Genomic DNA, 19,016 nt, shown 5'->3' on the forward strand with positions numbered 1-19,016 from the left:
CGACAAGAGAAATAATCTTCAACCGCGTGGTTGCGTTCGGGGCCAACCTTAATATATTTACGTATACAAATTTATTCGAGAGAACGAGATCCGTTTCGCGTGAAGCAGAAATGCGGATCCGCTTTGTTTCGAATACCGAAATTTTCTCCATGTCTCTGACAGCGGAGACATGAGATCCGGGTTGCCGTTTCAATTTCGTCGCATCGCGAGGCGAAAATGGCCGATCTGTTGCATTTTCCGAGAACTGCACAGCACCTGAGGCCGCGCAGCGAAGCCCTGGCGCTCGAACAGCGCATTTTGTTCGATGGCGCCGCCGCGTCCGCGGCCGATCATCAGCATCACTCCGACCCCGCGCATGCCGCGGCCACGAGCGAGCCTGCCGCCGCGCCGGAGGTGCGCCCGAGCACGACCGCGCCGCCCGCACCCGTGGCTGCGCCCCCTGCCGCACCAGCCGTCACACCCCGCAACCTCGTGGTGGTCGACAGCCGCGTCGAAAACGGCGGCGAACTGCTCGCCCAAGCGCCGGCCGGAACGCAGGTGCTCGTCGTGCAACCCGGACAGGACGCCGTCGGCGCGATCTCGGCTGCCTTGGCCGGCATGGGCCACGCGGATTCGGTGCAGATCTTCTCGCACGGCGCGGCAGGCCAGTTCACGCTCGGCAATCAGACCTTCACGAGCACGACACTCGTCCAGATGGCCGACGCGCTCGGCACATGGCGCAGCCATCTGAACCGCGACGCGGACATCGAACTGTACGGATGCGACATCGGCGCGGGCGATGCGGGCAAGGCACTCGTGCAGACGCTCGCAAGCGCAACGGGCACGACCGTCGGCGCATCCGACGACGCAACCGGCAGCGCCACGCTCGGCGGCGACTGGACGCTCGAAGTGACGAGCGGCACGCTCGAGAAACCGATCGCGCTCTCCGCCTACGCGCTCGCGCACTATGACCACCTGCTCGCCGACGCAAGCCCGACGGTCACGCTCGCGACCACCACGCAGGACGTCCTGCTCGGCAATCAGTTCTCCTTTGGTGTCTCGTTTACGAACGCGTCGACCCAGGTCGGATACGGCCCTTATGTCGATCTCCTGATGCCCTCCACGGGCCGCGACGGCAACGATGGCGTCACGTTCGTTTCCGCAAGTTACCTCGGCCAGGCGGTCACGGCCTTCACCATCACGTTCGATGCCAACGGCCACGCGGTGCATCCGCTCGCGAAAGACGCGGGCGGCAACGCGCTCGTCGTCAACGCCGCCACCTACGGTCTGCGCCCCGGCGACGAACTCGTCGTGCTCGAACTGCCGTTCGCGAGTGTCGCGCAGGGACAGCCCGCCATCACCGTGCAGGTCAACGCGCAGTTGAGCAATCTCGCCGACACGGCGTTCTCCAACAGCAGCCCCGACCTGACGATCGGCGCGCGCGGCGCATTCCAGTTCGGCAACGATTCGCTCGACAATCCCACGGCGGACCCGACTATCATCGAGACCGCGCTGCGGGACTTCACCGTGCATCCGACGGTCGTGTCGCTGAAGCAGACCGTCAACACGCCCGAAGGCGAGACCGCCACCGGCCCCAACTTCGGGCGCACGGAAACCGTCACCGCGACCGCCGCCACCGGGCAGACGCTCACCGATGTGGTCATCAATCAGGACGTCCCCGCAAACGTTCAAATCACCGCTATCACGCCGGGCGCGGGCGGCACGATCACGTCGCTCACGTTGCAGGACGGGTCGGTGCTGACCAACGCCGCGCTCATCAGTGCCGCGATCAGCAGCGACACCGTGTTCATCCGTTCGTACTCGGTGGAATACGCAAGTCTCAGCGGTTCGGTCGATACCGTGGTCAGCTTTTACGTGCCGCAAACGGATGCGTCCGGCGCCAGCGTGATCAATCCGACCACGGGAGCGCCGGTGAGCATCGCGTTCGGCACGGCATCGGGAAGCGGCCAGTGGGTCCCGCTCGATCCGCGCGATCTCACGCCGCCGAATACGAGTATCGCCTTCACCGGCAAAGCCGATGGCACCGGCACGACCTTCATCGCAAAGGCCGCGACGCTGGAAAAGCAGGTCAGCGAGCAAACCGACACCGGCACGGCGGGCGTCACGCCCGGCGACACGCTTGCCTATTCCCTCGATGTCGCATTGTCCGACTACTTCGCGCTCGGCAAGACGCAGCTCGGCGCGGGACAGTTCATCGTGACGGACCAGCTTGGCGACGGCCAGACGCTCACCGGCACACCGACGCTCACCTACACGCAGGACGGCGTCACGCACACCATCGCGCTCGTCTCGACGCGCACCGTCAACGCGAACGGCACGACGACCCTCGCCTTCGACATCGGCGCGTCGATCGCGGCGGCGCGCGCGCTGCAGCCCGGCGCGCTGGCGGGCGACATCATCTCCGATGGCAGCCAGCAGGGCGCGACCACGGCGCGCATCGACTATCTCGCCGTGGTCGGCCAGCGTTACGCGAGCAACTACACGCAGAGCGACATCAACGAGGGCGATTCCTTCGGCAATCACGCGACCGTCGCCGCGACGCTTCTGCTCGACCGGCTCAACCTGACGGGCGGCTCGGTAAGCGACGACTCATCGACGGTGAGCACGGTGCCCACGCATCAGGTCGACATCGCGCTCGTCACGGTCAACGGGACAGCGCCGCCCGCGAGCGGCGAACTGAATCCGGGCGATGTCGTCACCTTCAGCCTGCGCTACGACCTGGTCACCGGCGACTACGAACGGTTCTCGATCGCGGCCTATCTGCCGCTGCCGCTCCTGAACGCGACCGGCATCAACTGGACGCAGGGAAGCGGCGTCGGCCAGTGGAGCTTCGGCGCGGCCAACACGAACGCGGGCGGCCTCATCAGCGTGAGCGAAGGCAGCGGCAATTCGCTCGTGTTCGACTTCGGCAGCTTCGCGGCGAACGCCACGAGCGGCAGCACCATCCAGATTCTCTTCACGATGCGCGTGGGCGATCAGCCTTACGCCGATCAGCGCTCCTTCGACGTGCTCGCGCAATCGAACCAGGTCACGACGATCGCGCACACGCCGCTCGTATCGTCCGATGTCGCCGTGGTCGCCTCGGTCGCCGAACCGGTGCTCGACATCCGGCAGGGCGTCGTCTCGAGCAGCGACGGCGCCGTGTCCGGCACGACCGGAACCTGGAATGCGCCGGGCAGCGCCGGCGTGCCCTTCACAGGCTCGGTGACCGACGTGAAAGCCGTCGACGGCAACGTCAGCGGCATCGACGGCGGCGACACCGTGCGTCTCGCCACCGCGATCAAGAACACGGGCGGCGGCGGCGCGTTCGACGCCTCGACCACCGTCACGCTGCCCGGCGGGCTTCAGTTCGTCGGCGGCAGTCTCGCGGCGGCCGATCTCGCGATCTATCGCGGCGACGGCACGCGACTGACGGCCGGCGTGGACTACGCCGTCAGCGGCAATACGATCACGTTCCTCGATGCCGGCGGCGTCGCGACGCTGATCGCCGGACGCGCTGGCACGGCGGCGGATCAGGCGGGCGCGAACGTCGTCGTCGTCACGTACGATACGACGGTCGTCAATGGCATCGTCGCGGGCAGCACGCTGCGGACGAGCGCCGCACTCACACACTACGCGAGCGTCGAGGGCGGCACGGACTTCACGCCGACCGACCTCACCGACACGGCCAACGAGCAGATCGCCGCGCCCACCGTCAGCGTGCGGTACGGCGGCGGCACGCTCGACGACGCCGATTCGAGCGCGAGCCACACGACCGGCAGCGACCTCGTGATCGGCGAAAGCATGACCTACGACATCGTGGTGACGCTGCCCGAAGGCGGCACGCGCAATCTGCGCGTCGACGACCTGATTCCCGCCGGCCTGCGCCTCGACACGAGCTTCAACGGCGGCCTCGGCTATCAGATCATCACGACCGCCGCGGGCAGCGCCGCGCTCGCGGCGGACTTCAACGGCAGCGTGAGCGTGGCGAGCCTCGCGGCCTTGTCGGGCCAACTGGGCGCGGACGGCGCGGGCCCGCGCTGGACCTTCGCGACCTCCGCCGCCACCGCCGACAACAACGGCGCGAACGATTCCTTCGTGATCCGCGTGCATCTGGTCGCGAGCAATACCACGGGCAATCAGGCGGGCGTGACGCTCGCCGACCCCGGCCGGCTGGTCTACAGCGATCCGGACGGCGACACGCCCAATGGCGCGGCCGCGCTCGATCGCACCGTCGCGCAGAGCGGCGCCGCGCCGACCGTCGTGATCCGGGAGCCGACGCTGCAGGTCACGCAGACGACGCCCGCGCTGCCGCGTTTCGGTGTCGACCAGGGCGACACGGTCGAGTACGACATCACGATCAGCAACGGCGCGGGCGCGACCGATTTCAACGCGTTCGACGTGAGCTTTCTCGATACGCTGCCCGTGCAGCTCGGCAATCTGGCGATCCTCGGCGTCACGTACCAGAACGGCGCGACCAATCACGGCGGCCCGGATTTCGAGCTGGCGGGCGGCCAGTTGCGCACGACGGCGGGCGCCAATGTCGACATCGCGAAAGGCGGCAGCGTGACGATCCGCGTCTCCGGAACGGTGCTCGCGTCGGCAGCGAGCGTGCCGTCGTTCGACAACACCGCGACGGCCCGGTGGACGAGCCTCGACGGCACCACATCGGCCAGCGCCGATCCCGCTGGCGAGCGTACCGGAGCGGACGGCCTTCTCAACAGCGGCGCGCTCAACGACTACCGCACGAGCGCGACGCTGACGGTGCCGGTCGCGCAGGTCGTGACGATCTCGCGCGTGGGCGGTGTCGCGGACACGCCCGCGCCCGCGCCCACGGACGCATCGGACGAAAGCGTCACCGTGGGCGAAGTGATTCGATACCGCGTGGTCTCGCTGCTTGCCGAGGGCGCCACCAACGACTACTCGCTGCAGATCACGCTGCAGAACGGCCTGCGCTTCATCAACGACGGCACGGCGCGCATCGTGTTCATCGCGAACAACGGCATCACGACGGACATCACGAGTCTCGTGACGGGCGGCACGCTCAACGAAACCGGCAACGAAACCAGCCCCGAGGCGCTGCCGATCACGCCGGACCTGTCGGGCGCCGCGCCCACGGGCGTGCTCAACGCGGCGAACATCAGCGTCGCCACCGATGCCAACGGCAACGAGACGATCACGTTCCGGCTCGGCAATATCGTCAATCCGGACAGCGACGCCGACCTCGAAGGCATCTCGCTCGAATTCAACACGCGCGTGGCGAATCAGGCGTCCAATGTCGCGGGCGCGGCGCTGACGATGAGCGCAGTCGACCGTTCGGGCGCCAGTCTGCTGTCGACGGCGGATACGGTGCGCGAGGATATCGTCGAGCCGAACTTCACCGGCGTGCAAAAGCAGGTGTACGGCTTCGATCCGGGCGTCGGCGCGAATAGCGGCACGGCTCAGGTCGACGTGCGCTTCACGCAGAGCGGCACGTCGCCGGCCTACGACGTCGTGCTGACCGACAGCTTCACGGGCGCGACCGGCTATACATTCGACCATCTCGTCATCAACGGCACGACCTACACGGCGGCGCAACTCGCGGGCATCGGCGCGGCGGTGGACACGAGCAACGGGCTTCGCCTCACCTTCGCCGAACTCGCGGTAAACAGCCAGGTGCAGGTGTTCTACTTCGCCGATGTGCCAAACGGCGCGCCCATCGCCCCGACCAACGCAACGCTCACCTGGACCAGCCTGCCCGCCAGCTTCACGAACTGGGGCGGCTCGGGCGTCGGCGTCGCGGGCACGGCGGACGGCGAGCGCACCGGCGCGGGCATGAGTCCCAACACCTACGTTCGCACGAGCGCGGCGGGCCTCGGCGTGGTGAGCGGGACGCTGTGGGACGACACGGCATCCGCGACGGCATCCGCCACGCCCGACGGCCCCGGACTCGCCGGACAGACCGTCACGCTGACCTGGGCGGGCGTCGATGGCAATCTCGCCACCACCGCCGACAATCTCGCCTACACCGCCACCACCGACGCGAACGGACACTACGAATTCGGCGTGCTGCCGCTCGGCGTCTACCGTATTCAGGCGCCCACGGGCGCGATCACGTATCCGCAACCGGTCGGCGCGCTCGCGGTGCGTATCGACAGCGACGCGGCCACGCCGCTCGGCACCATCGGCTTTACGCTCGCGGATGGCGGCACGGCGAGCGCGAATGCCGGATATGTCGAGCAGAACGATGCGCCCGTCAACACGCTGCCCGCATCGCCGACCGGACTCGAAGACACGACGCTCAGTCTCGCGGGCATCACCGTGAGCGACGTGGACGCGGGCGGCGGCACGCTTCAGGTCGCGCTCAACGTGCTGCACGGCACGCTCTTTCTGAGCGCCCTGCCCGCCGGCGTCACCGAATCGGGCGAGCACACCGCGACGCTCACGCTGACGGGCACGCTCGCCTCGCTCAACAGCGCGCTCGCGAACCTGCAATATCTCGGCAACGCGAACTTCAACGGCCCGGATACGCTCACGGTCAGCACCAATGACCGCGGCAACTTCGGCGACTTCAACGGCAACGGCATTCCAGGCGAAGCGGGCGATGCGCGCATCGCCACCAGCACGCTGCCGATCACGGTGACGGCGGTCAACGACGCGCCCGTGGCCGTCCCCGATGCGGCGAGCGCGACCGAAGCCGGCGGCAACGCCAACGCGCAACCGGGCGTCGATCCGACCGGCAACGTGCTCACCAACGACACGGACGTCGATATCGCCACCAATGGCGACGCGCTGCGCGTCGTGCAGGTCGCCAACCAGAGCGGCGCGAGCATCTTCCTGCCGAACGTGGGGCGCGGCGTCATCGCCGGGCTGTATGGCACGTTGAGCCTGGGCGCGAACGGCGGCTATCAGTATGTTGTCGACAATGCCAATGCGGCGGTGCAGGCGCTGCGGCTCTCCGGCCAGACGCTGGTCGAACGCTTCACCTATGTCGTGAACGACAGCGCGAACGCGAGCGCGAGCACGACGCTCACCGTGACGATCCACGGCGCGAACGACACCCCCATCGGCGTCGACGACAACGGTTCGGCTACCGAAGCGGGCGGCGTCGCGAACGGCACGCCGGGCAGCAACGCGACCGGCAACGTGCTCACCAACGACACCGACGTCGACAGCGCGGCGAACGGCGAAACGCATCGCGTGACGGGCATCACGAATCGGCCCGAAAGCGCGGTCGACGCGCCGCTCGCGACGGTCGCGGCGGGCACGACGAGCGGCAACGGCACGAGCATCGCGGGCGCGTTCGGCACGCTGATCATCGGCGCGGACGGCTCGTATCGCTATGTCATCGACAACAACAATGCGCAGGTGCAGGCGCTCGTACCCGCCGATGCACCGCTCGTCGACACGTTTACCTACGCGCTGGCCGACGCGGGCGGGCTCTCCGATCTCGCCCAGTTGCGCATCGAGGTGCACGGCGCGAACGACAATCCCGTCGCGAGCAACGACGCGGGCGCGGCCAGCGCCGGTTCGGCCAGCACCGGCGTGAATCCCGTCGATGCGACCGGCAACGTCATCACGCAGGCGAGCCGCCCCGGCACGACCACGCAGCCGGGCGGCAACGGCATCGACACGGACGTCGACCATACCGACAATCCGAACACGCTTCTCGTGGTGAACGGCGCTCGAACCGGCGCCGAAGCGGCGGGCGGCGGCCTCACGGCGGTCGCCGCGGGCACGACCGCCGCGAACGGCACGAGCATCGCGGGCCTGTATGGCACGATCCGCATCGGCGCGAACGGCGCGTACGACTACGCCGTGGACAGCAACAACGCGGCGGTGCGCGCGCTCGCGCCCGGCGCGACGCTCACCGAAACCTTCACGTACCGGATCGTCGATACGAGCGGCCTCGCGGATCAGGCGCAACTCGTCATCACCGTGCGCGGCGTGAACGACGCGCCGACGCCCCAGACCGACACCGGCCGCGCGGTGGAAGCAGGCGGCGCGAGCAACGGCACGCCGGGCGTCGATCCGTCCGGCAACGTGCTCGCCAACGACAGCGATCCCGAGCGCGACCCGCTGACGGTATCGGCGATCCGCACGGGCGCGTCGTCGGGCGCGGGCACGGCGGGCACATTGGGCCAGCCGCTGCGCGGCGCTTTTGGCACGCTGACGCTCGGCGCGAACGGCGCGTGGCAGTACATCGTCGACAACGCCAACCCGAATGTGCAGGCGTTGCGGCTCGCGTCCGACCTTCTGACCGAGCGCTTCACCTACACGGTCACGGACTCGCACGGCGCGGCGGCGCAGGCCGAGCTGGACATCGTCATTTCCGGCAGGAACGACAATCCGGTCGCGCAAAACGACGTGGCGAGCGCGATGGAAGCCGGCGGCACGCTCAACCAGACGCCGGGCGTCGATCCGTCCGGCAACGTGCTCCTCAACGACACGGACGTCGACGCCGGCGACACCAAAGCTGTCGATGGCGTGCGCGTCGGCGCGGAAGCGTCGCCGGGCAACTTCGCCGCCGTCGCAGGCGCGACTTCGGTCAAAGGCACCTACGGCACGTTCACGATCAACCCGAACGGCAGCTACACCTACGTCGTCGACAACAGCCTGCCGGCCGTGCAACGCCTGATCATCGGCCAGAGCGTGCAGGAAACCTTCACCTACCGCATGCACGACGCAGCGGGCGCGAGCGACACGGCGCAGATCTCCGTGCAGATTCGCGGCGCTTTCGACGCGCCCGTCGCCCACGACGATTTTGCCCTCGCTTCGGCGAATATCGGCAATGGCAGAGCCTTCGACGCAGTCGGCAACGTGCTCACCAACGACACCGACGTCGATCAGACCGACTCGCTCAGCGGCAACGCGGCCCGCGCAGGCGGCCCGGCCGCGGCCGAGCCGTTGTCGGCGATCACACCGGGCAGCAGCAGCAACGTCGACGCCACGATTCTGCAAGGGCAGTACGGCACGCTTTTCATCGGTGCGAACGGTACCTATGTCTATCGCGTGGATACGACCAATCCGACGGTCATCGCGCTGGGTCCGCTGCAAACCGTCGACGATGTTTTCACGTATCGCGTGCGGGATCGCGACAACCTGACGGACCTGGGGCGGCTCACGATCGTCGTGCGCGGACGCAACGATGCGCCCGTCGTCCGCGACGACACCGCGACCGCCGTCGAAGCCGGCGGCATGAGCAACGCGACGCCTGGCGTGGACCCATCGGGCAACGTGCTCGCCAACGACGCCGACGCCGACGGCGACGCCATCCACGTGAGCGCCGTGCAGGGCGAGAGCGGCGCGGTCGGCACGCCGCTGCGAGGCGCATACGGCACGCTGACGATGAACGCCGACGGCACCTGGCGCTATGCCGTCGACAATGCATCGGCCGCGGTGCAGGCGCTGCGCACGAGCGGCCAGACGCTGCAGGACGTGTTCACTTATACGAGCGTGGATGTGCTCGGCGCGCAAGGCACGGCGCAGTTGCGCGTCACCATCGAAGGACAGAACGACACGCCCGTTGCGCGCGACGACGGCAGCACCGCGATCGAAGCCGGCGGCGTGAACAACGGCACGCCGGGACGCGACGCCACCGGCAACGTCCTCGCCAACGACACCGACGTCGACAGCGCAGCCAACGGCGAGACGAAACAGGTCGTGAGCATCGCAAGCGATGCGGGCGGCAGCGCCGAAGCAGGACAGGCGCTCGCGGGGCACTACGGCACGCTCGTCGTGAATGCGAACGGCAGCTACGACTATGTCGTGGATAACGCCAACGCGGCCGTGCAGGCGCTGCGCACGAGCGGCGACACGCTCACCGAAACATTCGCGTACCAGATGCGCGATACGGCGGGCGCGAACTCGCGGGCTACGCTCACGGTCACGCTCCACGGCGCCGACGATACACCCGCCCCGCATGACGACAGCAACGTCGCGAGCGATCAGACGCCCGCGCCGCAGGCACGCGGCAACGTGCTCCCCAATGACGCCGATGCCGATGCGAACGATCATCTCGATGTCGCCGGCGTACAGTCGGAAACCGGCGCCACCGCCGCGCCAGGACACGCACTTGCGGGGCGCTACGGCACGCTCACGTTGAACGCGGATGGCACGTACACCTATGCGATCGACCTGACGAACCGGCAGGTGCTGGCGGCGGCCGGACTCGGTCAGGTGCTGCAGGACACCTTCACCTACACCGTGAGCGACACCGCAGGCGCGACCGCGCAAGCCGCGCTGGTGATCCACCTCGACATTTCGTCGCCCTATATTCCGCCAGCAGGCGCGGGCCCGTACTGGAACGAGGCGCTCGCGACGACGGCCAATACGCAGACAGAACAGAACATCGTGCCTGTCGTGTTCGTGACGCCCGTCGTCGAGGCGGACGCCGTACGCGCGACCGAGCGCTCGCGCGAGGCGGACGGCAGCCAGATTGGCTGGCCGCTCGAACCCGATACGTCATTGGCGTCCCGCTCGATGCCCGAGCTTCAGCCCGGCGAATTCGTCGGCCGGACGGTACGCGACAGCCAGCTCGCGAGCAACTTCGATCAGGCGTGGATATTCGGCCGGCACGGACGCGTGAGCCTCGATGCCGACGGCCTGCTCGCCGATCCTTCGGTGTTCGCCGCGCTCGCGAACCATCTGACGGACGGCATGCATCCGCCCGTCGAAAAGGAGCCCGCAAAAACCGCGCAAGCCTTCGCGTCGCAGTTGCATGAAGCCGCGCGCAAGCTGCCCGCCATGCGCGGCAGAACGGCCAGCCGCTAGCTCTCGAACGAGGATTCGCGCCATGCCAAGACCTCAGCCGCATCTGTCCGGAGCCGCGGCCGCCTTTGCGCTGTGCGTTCTCGCGGGCTGCTCGTCCCTTCAGCCGCAACCCGCGACGACCGATCAGATCCGCGATCGCGTCGTCACCGACCAGCTCGCCATGTACGACGCACAGGAGCCGGTCAAAGGCCCCATCACGTTCTATCAGGCCGCCGCGCGCGCGCTGAAGTACAACCTCGACTACCGGCTCAAGCTGATGGAAAGCGCGCTCGCGGCGAATCTGCGCGATGTCTCGACCAATGCGCTGTTGCCGCAACTGGTGGCCTCGGCGGGCTATTCGTATCGCAGCAACGACTCGGGCGGAACGTCGATCGGCATCGAGGATCGGCAGGTGAGCTTGCGGCCGTCGACGTCAGAGCAGCGCTATCACGAACTGGTGTCGCTCGGCATGACGTGGAACCTGATCGACTTCGGCATGGCGTATTACCGCACGCAGCAACGCTCCGACCAGATGCTGATGGCCGAGGAGCGCCGCCGCAAGGTCGCGCAGAACGTGCTTCAGGACGTGCGCAACGCCTACTGGCGCGCGCTGTCCGCGCAGCGCCTGAAACCGGAAGTCGATCAGTTGATCGCGCGCACCCAGGCCGCGCTGCGCAATGCACACGAGGCGCAGGACAAGGGGCTCATGCCACGGCAGGACGTGCTGGCCTATCAGCGCGCGCTGCTCGACGCCATTTCGCTCCTGACCGTGCGCCGCCAGGATCTCGAATTCGCGCAGGCCGAACTCGTCGCGCTGATGTCGTTGCCGCCCGGCACGCCGCTCGTGCTCGCCGATACCAACGATGGCGCGCTGCCATTGCCGCCCCTGTCCACGCCGCAGCCGACGCTCGAACTGATCGCCCTGCAGAACCGCCCGGAGATCATGGAGGAGTGGTATCGCAAACGGGTCAACGAGAACGACATCAGGATCGCCAAGGCTCAGTTGTGGCCGAACATCGGCATCGACATGAATGTGAACTACGACTCCAACACCTATCTCTACAACAACTATTGGGCGGCGGTGGGCGTGCGCGTGTCGCTGAATCTGTTCCGGCTGCTGCAACTGCCGGCGCTGAACGAGCAGGCCGCCTCGCAGGAGCAGACCGACAACCTGCGGCGCATGGCGCTTTCGATGGCGATTCTCACGCAAGTGCGCATCGGCTCGCTGCGCTATCAGCTCGCGTTGCAGGAACTGAGCTTCGCCGACGACAGCCTGCGTGTCGATCACGATCTCCTCGATTACGCCAACGCCGCCCGCACGGCGTCGCTCGGGTCCGAGCTGGAAGTGATCCGCGCCGAAGGGCGTTATCTGCTGTCGCGCTATCTGCGCGAGGCGGCGTATTCCGACTGCCAGTCGGCGTGGGGACGGCTCTACAACTCGCTGGGTTATGACGTCATGCCCGATGCCATCGCGAAAGACGACGTCGATACGCTCGCACTCGAAATCAAGCGCACGATGACGCGGCAGGAGACGTATCTGCCGAGGCTTCCCGCCCCCGATTCGGCCGCGCCGCTCGCGCCGTTCGGACAGATGTCGCCGCCCGCGCCTGCAATCGCGCAACCGCTTGTCGCCCATCCGGCCGGAGCGAGCGATGCCCTATCCGTGCGCTGAACGCTTTCGGCGCGCGGCGGCGCTTCTGCTGTTCGTCCTGCCGCTCGCGCAGGCCGCGAAACCCGCCGGCGACGGTCTCGACGATCCCAACGCGATCCGCGTGCTGCTCGCGCCCAGTCTCGAAACCACGCTGTCGAGTGAAATGAACGGCACCGTCACCGAGCTGCACGCGTCGCTCGGCAAGCCGATTGCAAAGAACGCCGTGATCGCGCAGATGAACTGCGCCGAAGTGCAGGCGCGCGCGAGCGTCGCGAAAGCGGAGCTGAACATGGCGACTCAGAATCTCGCCGCCAAGCGCAGCCTGCGCGATCTGAAAGCGGCGGGCGATATCGAAGTGGCGATGGCGTCCACCGATGTCGAAAAGGCCAAGGGCGCGCTCTCGCTCGCGAAAGCACAACTCGGCTATTGCCAGGTGATCGCGCCGTTCAGCGGACGTATCGCGAAGGTGTACGTCAAGCCGTATCAGACCGTCAGCGCGGGCACCCCGATCGTCGATCTGGTCAGCGACGGCGCCCTCAAGGTGCGGCTGAACGTGCCATCCGCGCTGCTAGTCAAATTGCGCTCGGGCAGCCGGCTCGATATCACCATCCACGAAACCGGCAAGACGTATCCGGCGCATGTGAGCGCGGTCAACGCGCGGGTCGACGCGGTCGCGCAGACAGTCGAACTCGAAGCGCAACTCGACGGCGCGCCGCCGGATCTCGTCGCGGGCATGAGCGGCGTCGCGCGGATTCCGGCGAATCCCTGAACGAGCCGCGATGAACGAACCCTTCCCTCCCGCGCCGCTGCTGCTCTATCTGGACGCGCTGCGCGAGCGCGCGATGGCCGCCGATTCGGTCGATGCGCTCGCGTTCACGATGGCCAACGATCTGCACGCGGTGCAGCCCTTTCGGCAGGCGCTCGTGTTCGCCGATCGCGGCAGGCATTGCGAGCTCGTGTGCGCGTCCGGTCTCGCCTCGCCCGCCGAAGATTCGCCCTATCTCGTCTGGCTCGGGCGCGCGAGCGCGTGGATCGCGGCGCGGCTCGCCAGCGACGAGCCGCAATGGTTCGCGCGTGACGCCGTCGATCCGCCGCCCGACATCGCCGATGGCTGGGCCGAATGGTGGCCGAACGGCGTCTGGTGCGTCCCGGTGCATGCGCCGAACGGCAAGCGGCTCGCGCTGCTCTTCGTGCTCCTTGACGATCCGCCGGCCGAAGCCTTCGCCGCAGTGCTGCGCGGCACGGTCAAGACCTGGGGTTACTGCTGGTGGTCGCTCACGCGGCGCAGCCTGCGCTTCGGCTGGCGGCCGTCGCGCCGGCAGGTGCTCGCCGCGTGCGCGGCGGCCGCGCTGCTGCTGTTCGTTCCGGTGCGGCAGACCGTGCTCGCGCCCGCCGAAATCGTCTCGGGCAGCGCGCGCATCATCAGCTCGCCGATCGACGGCGTCATTGCCTCGCTCGCCGTGCGGCCCAATCAGCGCGTGGACGCGGGCGCGCTGCTCTTCTCGCTCGACGAGACGTCGCTGAAAAGCCGCGTCGACGTGCTGCAACGGCAGGTCGCCGTCGCGGATGCGGAACTGACCGCCGCGAGCCAGCGCGCCTTCGACAACGCGCAGAGCAAGAACGAGCTGACCGTGCTGAACGGCGTCGCGGAACAGCGCCGCGCGGAACTCGCCGCAGTGACGGCGCAGTTGCAGCGCACGCGGGTCTTCGCGCCGGAAAACGGCGTGGCCGTGTTCAGTGATCCCAACGACTGGATCGGCAAGCCCGTCATCACCGGCGAGCGCATCCTGCAACTCGCCGATCCGGGCAAGCCCGCGATCCTCATCCATCTGGCCGTCGCGGACGCCATCGCGCTCGATCCCGGCGACGAGGTCACGCTCTATCTGACGGCGTGGCCGCTCGCGCCGCTGCACGGCCGCATCGTCGAGACGAGCTACGAGGCGAAGGCGACCGAGGATGACATCGTCGCGTACCGGCTGCTCGCGAGTGTCGATGACGACGCAAACGAGCGCGAGCATGCGCGGCTCGGCCTGCACGGCACGGCGAAGCTGTACGGCCGGCCGGTGAGCCTCGCGTACTACCTGCTGCGCCGGCCGCTCGCCTCGCTGCGCGCCTGGTCGGGACTGTAATGACGATCGATCCCGACGCGCCCTCGCCCGCCCTGCGCGAAGACCTGCGCCTCTCGGAAGCATCGCCGGGACGAAACGGCGAGCCCGCGTGGGTGATCCAGGACATCGTCGTGAACCGCTTCTATCGGATCGGCTGGCTGGAGTTCGAATGTCTGCTGCGCTGGGACAGGCCGCCCGCGCAGATCTGCAGCGAGATCGAGCAGGAGACCGCGCTGAGGCCCGTGATCGAGCAGGTGATCGCATTCCGCGCGTTTCTCGAACGGCACGGACTCCTCAAGCCGACACCCGATACGCTCGCCCGTCTGCGACGCGCCCAGCGCGCGCAATGGTTCACGTGGCGCTGGTGGCTGCATCACTATCTGTTCTTCCGCATTCCGCTGGTGCGCCCGCAGCGCTTTCTCGCCTGGCTCGCGAAGCGCCTCGGCTGGCTCTTCACGCCGGCTACGCCGATCATCGTCGTGATCGCGAGCGTCGGCGGGATCGTGCTCGTGCTTCAGCAGTGGGACGTGTTCACGAAGGCGGTGGTCGAGTCCTTCTCCGTCGAAGGCATGGTGAGTTTCGCGCTTGCGCTCATCGTCGCCAAGACGCTGCATGAGATGGCGCATGCGATCGTCGCCACGCGGCTCGGGCTGAAGGTCGCGCACATGGGCGTGGCGTTCGTCGTGCTGTGGCCGATGCTCTACACCGACACCGGCGAAAGCTGGAAGCTCAAGCGCGCGCGCCAGCGGCTCGCGATCGCGTCGGCGGGCATTCTGTGCGAACTGTCGCTCGCGGGCCTCTCGACGCTGTGCTGGGCGCTGAGCGATCCGGGGCCGCTGCGCAACGCGTTCCTCTATCTCGCGACGACCAGTTGGGTGCTCTCGCTCGCGCTCAACGCGAGTCCGTTCATGCGCTTCGACGGATACTTCATCCTTTCGGATCTGCTCGACTTTCCGAACCTGCACTTCCGGGCGTCCGCACTCGCGCGCGTGAGCCTTCGACGCGCGATTCTCGGCCTCGACGATCCGTGGCCCGAACCGTTCGGCGTCATGCAACGGCGTCTGCTGGTCGCGTTCGAGTTCGTGACCTGGCTGTATCGGCTCGTGCTGTTTCTCGGTATCGCGATTACCGTGTATCTGTTCTTCTTCAAGCTGCTCGGCATCATGCTGTTCGCAGTCGAAGTGAGCTGGTTCATCGTGCTGCCGGTGTGGCGCGAACTGGGTTACTGGTGGGCGAATCGGCGGCGCGTGGCGCGGGGGCGCCGGCTCGTGTTCGGCGTTTTGGTCGCCGGCGCGCTCGGCTTGCTGGCGGTGCCCTGGCGCACGCAGATCCACGCGGACGGCGTCGCGCGTGCGGAGCGCGTGCTGCGCGTGTTCGTGCCGTTTCCCGCGCGCATCCAGGCGATTCGGCCGGGCGGCCCGGTCCATTCCGACGCCACGCTGATGGAGATGGACGAACCCGACATCGCTGGACGGATGCGCCGCAGCGAAGCCGGCATTCGCGGCTACGAAGGCCGCCTTGCGGGCCTCATCGCCGATGCGAACGGGCTCGATCAGCAGACCTCGGTGCGCGAGCGCCTGCGCGTGCAGGTCGAGGAAGCTGCTGCCGCGCATTCGGAGATCGCACGCCTGAGCCTGCGCGCGCCATTCGCGGGCCTTTGGACCGATGTCGATCCGCAATGGCGCGCCGGGCAATGGATCAACCCGAAAGTGCCGGTGGGCGTGCTGATCGATCCTCGTAGCTGGCAGGTCGACGCGTTCGTCAAACAGGACGAGGTTCAGCGCATCGCCGTCGGCGACCGGGCGCGCTTCTATCCCGTCGGACAGGTTGCGCCGATCGCCGGGCGCGTGCTCGCCATCGACACCACGCGTGTGCGTCAGCTCGATCAACCGATGCTCGCGTCGCGCTACAAGGGGCCGCTGGCGGTGTCGTCGGAGCGTGGCGCACTGGTTCCGAACCCGGCGCTGTTTCATGTGCTCGTCGGACTGGATGCGCCGCCCGTCAACATGTGGGAAACGCGCGGCCAGTTGCAGATCGATGGTGCGCGCAGGAGTCTGCTGGTCGAAGGGGGCACGCATGTGCTCGGCGCGCTGATCCGGCAGAGCGGATTTTGATGCGGCTCCTCCCGAGGACGCTGGCGCGCGCCGCTACAATCGCGTGATGTTTGCAACCGAGCCCGCCCCGCTCATCCCGACTCGCCCCCGAGTCGCCCCCACGCCCCAATGAACACGCGCCTGCTCAGTCTCACCCGGATTCCCTTCTTTCTGCCGCTGTCCGCTGCGACGCTGATGCTCGGCATCGCGATGTCCTTCACCGCGCCGTATCTGTCGCTGTTCAGCGTCGAACAGGCCGACATGAGCCCCTTGCGTCTCGGCGTGTTCATGACGTTGATCGCCGCGAGCGGCGTGGTGGCCAGCGCCTTCGCCGGCAAGTGGTCCGACAGACACGGCCATCATCGCGGACTCCTGCTCGCGGCGCTCGTCGCGTCGTCGCTCGGATTCCTGCTGCTTTGCCTGGTGCGCGACTACGCTGCGCTGGTCGCGATCGGCGTCGTGTTTCTGGGCGCGGGCGGCTCCGCCATGTCGCTGGTGTTCTCGTTCGCGCGCGCCGCGCTCCCCGTCGATGACGAAGCCGAACGCGCCCTCGCCCTCGCGACGCTCAGAACCGTCCTCTCGATGGCGTGGGTGTTCGGGCCTTCCGTCGGCGCGCTGGTCCTGGCCGCCGCCGGCTTCTACGGACTGTTTCTGTTCGCGGCGGCCTGTTTCGTCGCGTGCGGCGGCATCGTCTGGCGCATGCACGAGTCCCCCAGGGGCGACCCGCACAGCGCGCCCGCGCACTACGCCGGCGATCCGACATCACCGCTCGAAGTGACCGCGCCCGACACCGAAGAACTCGTGCCGCCGCACGCCGGCGCGCCGCACACGCGCGCGGAGATCACGCGCGCCACCATCGCGATGACGCTGATCGGGCTCGCCGCGAGCGCCACCATGATCGTTCTGCCGCTGTACGTCGTGCATGGCATGCATGGCTCGCGCATCGACGTCTCCGTCATGCTGGGGCTCGGCGCGCTGCTCGAGATTCCGATGATGCTGGCGCTCGGCGCGCGCGGCTCGCGTCTGAACAAGCAGCGCTGGCTCGCGGCAGGCGCGGTCGTGCATACGATCTATTTCGTTGCGGTCGCGGCGGCGTCGAACGTCGGATTCCTGATTCCGATGCAGGCCTTCAACGCATTCGTCGTCTCGGTGATCTCGTGCCTCGGCATGACCTACATGCAGGACCTGATGCCGCGCAGCCCCGGCTCGGCCACGGCGCTGTTTTTCAACGCGTCGCGCGTCGGCTCGATTCTTTCCGGCGTGTTGTCCGGCGCGCTCGTGGCCGCGCTCGGCTATCGCGGGACGTTTCTGGTCTGCGGCTTCATCGCGCTGGGCGCGGCGGTGCTGTTCGTCAATCCGCCGTTCCGGCTCATCGCCCGGCGTATCTGGGACGGATGGAAAGCATGGCGGCAGCCGGCCCGCTGATGGCAAACTAGCCGCACCTACGCCGCCAATCCGCGCACGCCAACATGCCCCAGCGCCTTCCGCCTCTCAACGCGCTCCGTCTTTTCGAAGCCGCCGCGCGCCACCGCAGCTTCAAGCTCGCCGCAGCCGAACTCAATGTGACGCCGGGCGCGGTGAGCCACGGCATCAGCGCGCTGGAAGAGATGCTCGGCGTCGAGCTGTTCGTGCGCGAGCCGCGCGGGCTGTCGCTGAGCCCCGCGGGCGAACATTATCTGCCGTATATCGCCGAGGCGTTCTCGCTCATCGCCATCGGCACGCAGACGCTGCCGGACAAACGCAAGCGCCGCTCGATCTCCATCACCTGCGCGCCGACGCTCGCCGCGCGCTGGCTGGTCCCGCGCCTCGCCGATTTCCGCGCGCGCTGGCCCAACATCGACGTCAGTGTCGACACCTCGCGCCGTCAGGCAGGCTTTCCCGTCGATGGCTTCGATTTCGGCCTGCGCCTGAGCCGCGGCCCGGTGGACGGCGCATCGTGGCAGCGTCTGTTCGGCGAGCGGCTCGTGCCGGTTTGCAACCCGGACTATCGCGCGGGGCTGACTAACGCTGACGGCGTCGTCGATCTCACACGCGCGGCGCTCATTCATGTCGATACGGCCAGCCAGGACTGGCAGGCATGGATCGACGGCGCGGGTCTCGATGATCTCGATGGTCTCGATCTCCACGGCGGCCTGCGCTTCGATACCGTGCAACTCGCCTTCGATGCCGCCGCGGCCGGGCTCGGCGTCGCGATCGGCCGGCGTCCGCTCGTCGATCGCGAACTTGCGGCGGGCACGCTCGTCGCGGCGTCGCCGACGAGCGTCGAGACGCAGACTGCCTACTGGCTCTGCGAGACGCCGCAAGCGAGCGCACGGGCGGATCTCGTCGCGTTCCGCCACTGGCTGATCGAACAGGCGGCCGGATTCATCGACGGCGCAGACCACGAATGTCGCGGTTGAACTGCGCTCAACCGTCCACGAAAACTTTTCGTTTGCCAGCACGGGCGTTCGGCTG

General features: G+C 67.9%; 7 protein-coding genes. All 7 read left to right on the forward strand.

The genetic code is table 11. From position 1 onward, the window contains the following. The first annotated feature begins 216 nt into the window (after positions 1-216). The 7 genes from BTHE68_RS29075 (at position 217) to BTHE68_RS29105 (ending at position 18,961) form a co-directional block, all read left to right on the forward strand. Positions 217-10,731, forward strand: coding sequence for a cadherin-like domain-containing protein (locus BTHE68_RS29075; RefSeq protein WP_232078238.1), 10,515 nt, complete (start codon positions 217-219; stop codon positions 10,729-10,731). A 22-nt stretch (positions 10,732-10,753) separates the two neighbouring features. Next, positions 10,754-12,382: a TolC family protein gene (locus tag BTHE68_RS29080; RefSeq protein ID WP_232078240.1), complete on the forward strand. Its 1,629-nt coding sequence runs from the start codon at positions 10,754-10,756 to the stop codon at positions 12,380-12,382. Continuing rightward, positions 12,363-13,130: an efflux RND transporter periplasmic adaptor subunit gene (locus BTHE68_RS29085; RefSeq protein WP_232078242.1), complete on the forward strand. Its 768-nt coding sequence runs from the start codon at positions 12,363-12,365 to the stop codon at positions 13,128-13,130. Before BTHE68_RS29080 ends, BTHE68_RS29085 begins: the two co-directional genes overlap by 20 nt. A 10-nt stretch (positions 13,131-13,140) precedes the next feature. After that, positions 13,141-14,490, forward strand: coding sequence for an efflux RND transporter periplasmic adaptor subunit (locus BTHE68_RS29090; protein WP_162069784.1), 1,350 nt, complete (start codon positions 13,141-13,143; stop codon positions 14,488-14,490). Beyond that, on the forward strand, positions 14,490-16,583 hold the full coding sequence (locus BTHE68_RS29095) for a site-2 protease family protein (RefSeq protein ID WP_162069785.1): 2,094 nt from the start codon (positions 14,490-14,492) through the stop codon (positions 16,581-16,583). Before BTHE68_RS29090 ends, BTHE68_RS29095 begins: the two co-directional genes overlap by 1 nt. A gap of 108 nt (positions 16,584-16,691) precedes the next feature. Next, a complete protein-coding gene (locus BTHE68_RS29100) occupies positions 16,692-17,987 on the forward strand; it encodes a sugar efflux transporter (protein WP_162069786.1) in 1,296 nt (431 codons plus the stop codon). A 44-nt stretch (positions 17,988-18,031) separates the two neighbouring features. After that, a complete protein-coding gene (locus BTHE68_RS29105; protein ID WP_162069787.1) occupies positions 18,032-18,961 on the forward strand; it encodes a LysR substrate-binding domain-containing protein in 930 nt (309 codons plus the stop codon). Positions 18,962-19,016 lie beyond the last annotated feature (55 nt).

Source organism: Burkholderia sp. THE68 (genome assembly GCF_009938265.1).
Lineage (GTDB): Bacteria > Pseudomonadota > Gammaproteobacteria > Burkholderiales > Burkholderiaceae > Caballeronia.